General features: G+C 44.5%; 5 protein-coding genes and 1 pseudogene. 3 read left to right on the top strand and 3 right to left on the bottom strand.

The features are described from left to right. Together A3766_RS16110 and A3766_RS16105 are read left to right on the top strand one after the other, a co-directional pair. Window positions 1-414 (top strand): annotated as a pseudogene (locus tag A3766_RS16110) (type III pyridoxal 5-phosphate-dependent enzyme); the annotation flags it as partial. 8 nt (window positions 415-422) lie between these two features. Beyond that, window positions 423-1610: a DUF819 family protein gene (locus tag A3766_RS16105; protein WP_068553504.1), complete on the top strand. Its 1188-nt coding sequence runs from the start codon at window positions 423-425 to the stop codon at window positions 1608-1610. A gap of 13 nt (window positions 1611-1623) precedes the next feature. Here the strand turns inward: A3766_RS16105 and A3766_RS16100 are convergent, their stop codons facing one another. Then, window positions 1624-3708, bottom strand: coding sequence for a TonB-dependent receptor (locus A3766_RS16100; RefSeq protein ID WP_068509502.1), 2085 nt, complete (start codon window positions 3706-3708; stop codon window positions 1624-1626). A gap of 23 nt (window positions 3709-3731) precedes the next feature. Here A3766_RS16100 and A3766_RS16095 point away from each other — a divergent pair, with 23 nt between their 5' ends. Next, the gene (locus A3766_RS16095) at window positions 3732-4202 is read left to right on the top strand and encodes an HD-GYP domain-containing protein (protein WP_082907151.1); all 471 of its coding nucleotides are present in this window, start codon (window positions 3732-3734) and stop codon (window positions 4200-4202) included. 29 nt (window positions 4203-4231) lie between these two features. On the opposite strand, the gene A3766_RS16090 is transcribed toward A3766_RS16095, so the two are convergent. Together A3766_RS16090 and A3766_RS16085 are read right to left on the bottom strand one after the other, a co-directional pair. Continuing rightward, complete coding sequence (locus A3766_RS16090; RefSeq protein WP_068509498.1) at window positions 4232-4756, bottom strand: hypothetical protein; 525 nt, start codon at window positions 4754-4756, stop codon at window positions 4232-4234. A 343-nt stretch (window positions 4757-5099) separates the two neighbouring features. Then, a partial coding sequence (locus A3766_RS16085; protein WP_068642498.1) for an MBL fold metallo-hydrolase occupies window positions 5100-5816 on the bottom strand: 717 nt, incomplete at its 5' end.

Here is a 5816-nt window from a genome sequence, read left to right as displayed (position 1 = left end):
TTTGATATTCCAACTCTGGAGCATCATGTGCCTGCCGCATTTATTGCTGCCCCCATTTTAAAGGTAATTGAAAAACCAAGTTTGCCCATTGCTTCATCTTTATCTCCTTTTTTGCGGAGTGCGAAGCTGTTACCGAAGAAGGCGTGCTTTATTTATGGTGGCAATTGGCTTGCTGATCCGTGCTATCCAGAAGGCTCTGAACGAGTGAAGTTGTACGGTTGCTCAAGCAATCAGGAAATGTATTCGCTTGCAGAGTCTTCTGAGCTAAAGCCTAACGACTATATGTTCTTCCGGCCCAGACAAAGTGAAGCCTTGTTTCTCCAGTTCGGGCAAATAGCTGTCTATGATCAGGGAAAGATTGTTGCTTGGTGGTCTGTATTTGATACCTCAAAAACACCTCGCTGGGAGCAATAGTTGTAGTGATGGGTATTTTCTTTATTCTCGTTTTACTCAGCTTTCCCGCTGTGTTGATTGTCGCTGCTCAGCGCTGGGCCATTCTCGACAAGCTGGGTGTCGTGGTGTTGGCTTTTGCCTCGGGTATTGTGCTATCGGGTTTCAATATCCAGAACTACTTGCCCGGTAGCGATGTGCTCTCGATCCAAACTCAGGTAACTGAAGTCGCCATAGCCTTGGCAATTCCAATGCTGGCTTTTTCAATGGATATTAAGTCTGCTTTTCACTTGGCTGGGCCAACGATTAAAGCCATGATTCTAGCATTGTTTAGCGTGATGATTATCACGACGATTCTGTCTTTACTGTTTGATGGGCGAATAGAGCATTTGTGGCAAGTTGCTGGATTAGCGGTCGGCGCGTATACCGGAGGAGGCCCGAATATGGCGGCTATTAGTGCGGCAATTGAAGGTGAGCAGTCGGTGTTTATTACGATGACCAGCTATGATATTTTGCTGTCGGCCTTATATCTATTATTTGTTGTGAGCCTCGCAAAACCGCTGTTTAGCCGGTTTTTAAAAGCCTTCAATGAAAGCGAAAAGTTGCCCTTGAATAGCACGTCGGGTGGGGGGCTCTTTGATCACTTGAGTGATGAAAGTTCACATGCCTATAAGCAGCTAGTGAGCAAAGAAAATGTTTTAAATGTTGCCTCTGTACTCGGCTTTGCAGTGTTGGCATTGGTTATTGGTATAGGCCTTTCTCAGTTGTTCCCGAAAAGTATGTCTTCAGTAGTGACGATAGTGGCGATTACGAGTGCTGGTCTGGGCTTGTCATTTTTTCCTCAGGTAAAGCGTTTGAAGCAGAGCTTTCATTGCGGCATGTATTTGGTGCTAGTGTTTTGTTTTACCATGGGCACAATGACCAACTTGGAAATTCTAAGTGCTCTGAATGTAGAGTTATTTCTCTTTATCGCCTTGTTATTGGTTGGCACGTTAATTCTGCATGCTAGTTTATGCAAGCTATTTAAAGTCGATACAGATACCTTCTTGATTAGTTCGGCCGCAGCCATCATGTCGGTGCCATTTATACCCGTCGTGGCGGGTGCTTTGAAGAATAAATCGCTAATAGTCCCAGGTTTCGCCGCTGCAATTCTTGGCTATATCCTGGGTAACTATTTAGGGATTACGCTCGCCTACTTGATACGCTGGTTGAGCTCTTAAAGTAAATCGTTGCCTACCAACTCCAGGACAGTCCAATATCAACTGATAAGCCAGAATCCGCTAGGCCGTTTTCAACGTTATATAGTGATGCGACGGTATTTTTCTGATCAAAAATATTATTCACGTTTATATACATAGCACGTTCGCCTTCGCCTGATTTAGAGTCGAAGTGTTTAAGAAGGCTGAGGTCAGTACGAAAATAATCATCTGCATCCTCTGGCGCAATTTGCGTCACCTCTAGCGTTGTCGGGTTTGTCGAGGTTATATAGTCACCCTCACTATAGTTGAGCATTGCTCTTTGTTTGATTGATAGCTCGATATTGCTATCAGCAAGTAGGTAGTTACCCTGAAGTGTAAAAATCCACTGTGGGAAAGCTAAATAATCACTATTGAGTTCTTTATTCTCGCTTCGAACATAGCTACTGCTGCCAACTAACTCAAACCTCTTGAACTGTTTTCGACCAGAAAGCTCAACACCATAAGACTCATTTCTACCTGTGTTGAAATATTTCTGAGAAGAGCCCGTTGTTGGCACTAAAACGATGCCTTCTTTCCAGCGACTTGAAAACAGAGTTAACTCTGTAGAATAGTCATTAGCGAGAAAATGATTGACCCACTCAATCGTATCAATTTCCTCTGGTTTGATGCTCTCGTTTGCTTCAATTGCCTGAACAGAGCCAAATCTCTCAATTGCTGTGGGCGCTCTAAAAGCGTGGCCGTAAAGAAGCTTGGAGCTATAGTTTTCATTGACTTTGACAATGAGCCCTGCTCTTGGCGAAAGGTGAGAGCCGACATCTGAGTAATCGTCTGCTCTGAGACCATAGACAGCATGCAGTTTGTCATTAAATAAGCCTGTCTTGGCTTGGAATAGTGCATACCTAATGTGTCGTTTAGAATTCTTATAAGGGTTGTCTTGATCAACAAGGGTGCTGCCATTTAAGTCGATCCGGGAGTAGTTGCTACCGTTGACGATAAATCGGTCATAACCAGCACCGAGAACCCATTGCGTTGAGGCTTCAGGCGATTTGCCTTTTAACTGAAGTTTCGCGCCACTACGTTGCTCATTTGTAGATTGATAGAGTGTGTGAGGGCAGTAAAGAGGGTTATTGGTCGTATTGGTTCCATCTTTACAGTCAAAAGAAGTGATTGGTATATCGTTAGGCGCGTACACGAGGCTTATCGGGTAGCGTGCATTGTCAAATGACCATTCTTGCTTACTCTGCCAATGATAGATTTGAGTGCCCAGTTCAATGCTATCGCTAAGCTGGTAATCGTAAGATAAGCTTGCGAGCCAGAAGCTGGAATCTTGCCCTGAATGTTCCCGATCTTCAGTTAAGCTGGTAGATTGCACGTCAAAATTATCATCAATACGGGTAAAGAACTGGGTGCCGGTGCTTGGAAAACCAGATGCCAAATAGTTTGCGTAGTATGAAAAAAACTCGACACGTCCTGTATCGACTTTGCCAGCGCTCAATTTTATAAAGCCACTTTGATCACGATAGGCATAGTGTCTTTCGGAGTTATAGAGCAAACCGTCATCAGGATCGGTGTAGCGATAGTTCAAGTTTTGATCGCTCTGTCGGGCAAATGCTAAGCCGGCATTGAGTATGCTATCTTCGAATGTCTGTGCGACAAATAGAGAGGCTTTGGTATAACCATCACTGCCTACTTTACTTCTAATCTGGGTCTCATCTTTATTAGAGTCTTTGAGTTGTCGAGCAATTACACCATGAAAAGCATCGCTTCCATAGAGTGTACTGCCGGGCCCTCTAACCATTTCTATACGGCTTAAATGATCAAGATTGATAATCGGTTTATCATACAACGAGGTCGCATAAGTGTAGCTGTTTAAGGGGACGCCATTTAAAGTGTTGGCAATGCCGCGCACCGATAGCTCTGTAGTGAAGCCGCGAATTGCTATTGCTTCGGCACCACCCCAAGTAGGGTAACTTGCCACGGAAGGAACACTTTCCAGCACATCACTTAAGCGTTTTGCTCCTGTTTTTTGCCAGTCATTTTCGGTCAGAAGAGATACGCTAGACGCTGCGTCCAGCTCTGACTCTTCAAATACTGATGCAACAGTTACTTTGAGGTTCATTAAGTCCTGAATGGACATTTGGACTGTGTGATCGAGATAATGAGGTAATGTATAAAGCGGCACCACTACATGATATTGGGAAGATCGCTATCCCTGATCATATCCTTAACAAGCCTGGTAAGCTAACACCTCAAGAGTGGGAGGTTATGCAGTCTCATGCCCAGATCGGTTACGATATACTTTCGACGTCTGACTTAGAGGTCTTGCGAGCGGGCGCGCTCATTGCAGGTGGGCATCACGAGAACTGGGACGGTTCAGGCTATCCAAACGGTATTGCGGGTGAAGATATTCATATCTTTGCGCGAATTGCTTCGGTGGCAGATGTGTTCGATGCGCTGGTGAATCGTCGATGCTATAAACAAGCTAGGTCTATAGACGAGACATTAAACTTCTTCAAAGAGATGAAAGGCACTAAGTTCGAGCCGCGTTTGGTTGATTTATTACTCGATACCCAAGAAGAGCTAATGAAAATTCAAGAGGCGCATGCCGATTAGGCATGCGCATACGATACTAGGTTTTACGCTTAGAATGCTAAGGCAAAGCCTAGTAGTATCGATAGAGTAGCGAGACCGGATGCAACAATGATTGTCGCCATTGCCTTGTCTTGTTTGGCTGCATCAGAACGAGTAAACGACGCTCTATCTTCGAAGGTCATTTGTTTTAGCGGTGCAGCTAGCATTGGCTTCATTTCGTTATCAACTAAAATTGAATCGTTGGCTGGGTTGTCCTTGCCTGAGCCTTTTTTAGTTTGATGAGGAATGCCGTTAATTCGTGTCTGAAAAGTTGTATTTTCGGCTTCTTCTTGTTCACTCTCTTGCAGCAACTCCAGCGCCCAGCTTTCATCAACCTCTTGCGGTTCAGTGCTCCGGTATGCTGTATAGGTTTGGTTAAACTTTTCGTATAGTGCAGTGGTTTCTTGAAGTGTGAGAGTCTGATCCTGCGCTTTTTGAGAGACCATATTCAAAATACGCGCACGCTCGTCGTGTATCTGTTTATTGTCTTGCTCTAATGCTGAGTTTCCGTAATCTTCAATTGTTGCTACTGACATGATTCGTTCCTGAATTAATTGCCTTCTCTCTCCTTGGCGAACCGTTATCTTAAAACGATAAACGTCGAAAAGGCGTTAAAAGTAAATTCCAATTTGCTTCTTATTACAGGTTCTTTGAATCGATATTATCGGGGGGAGAATAGGAATTCAAAAGCCATATCAAGCTCTTGATTCTATTTCGATAGTGAGTGCTCAATGCAGTTCACTATGACTAACTCTTCCCTGTTATTGTTGTAGATCGAGATACTATCCTGATGTGGGCAATCATAGGTGGAAAGCTGCAAGTGGTCAATGTTTGCCGTGTGAGACATTGACCATTCTTGATGAGGGAAAAATCGATAAATTAAAGTGCTCGAGTTTCTCCAACCTTCATCAATAAAGCATTTTCATCGCCATAGCTTTGATCTATAGCGGCTTGTTTAAAGCGAGGAGGGGCTTCAAATGGGTCTTCAGGTGTCAGCATGATAGCCCCCCAATGCATGCCGATGGTTTTCTGTGCTTTGATACTTCTTGCAATTTCAATGGCATCTTCAGGTGTCGCGTGAACAGAACGCATATACCTTCTTGGCTCATAGGCGCCAATACCAATTAAGGCCAAATCGAAGGGGCCTGCCCGTTCACCTATCTCCTTGAATATCTCACCTTTCGCTGTATCGCCCGAGAACCATATGCTTCTTTCCTTGGAGCGGAAGCTGAAGCTTGCCCATAGGGTCTTGTTGGTATCAAAGAGGCCTCTGCCAGAGAAATGCACGGCGGGTAGTGTGGTGATGGTTAGTTCTTCGACTTGTGTTTCTTGCCACCAGTCTTGCTCAATAACACGCTTGTAGCCTCGCGATGTTAAGAAGCGCTTAAGGCCCAAGGGTACGATGACTAAAGTTTCTTTTTTGTAGGGGTAGGCTCGAAGGGCTAAGTCATCTAAGTGGTCATAGTGGTTGTGGCTGATGGCTATGATATCGGCTTGGGGTAATGACTTGGCGTCAAATGCAGAAGGCACAAAACGTTTGGGGCCTAAAGAACCAAGGCCAGCAACTTCACTCAAGAAGGGGTCGGTAATGATAAC

The organism is Oleiphilus sp. HI0132 (assembly GCF_001635845.1).
Note: the sequence above shows the minus strand (reverse complement) of the source record. Positions and strands in the feature narration are given on the sequence as shown.

Coding starts and splice junctions, on each gene's coding strand:
- A3766_RS16105 (WP_068553504.1), top strand. CDS start 423: ATGGGTATTTTCTTTATTCTCGTTTTACTCAGCTTTCCCGCTGTGTTG.
- A3766_RS16100 (WP_068509502.1), bottom strand. CDS start 3,708: ATGAACCTCAAAGTAACTGTTGCATCAGTATTTGAAGAGTCAGAGCTG.
- A3766_RS16090 (WP_068509498.1), bottom strand. CDS start 4,756: ATGTCAGTAGCAACAATTGAAGATTACGGAAACTCAGCATTAGAGCAA.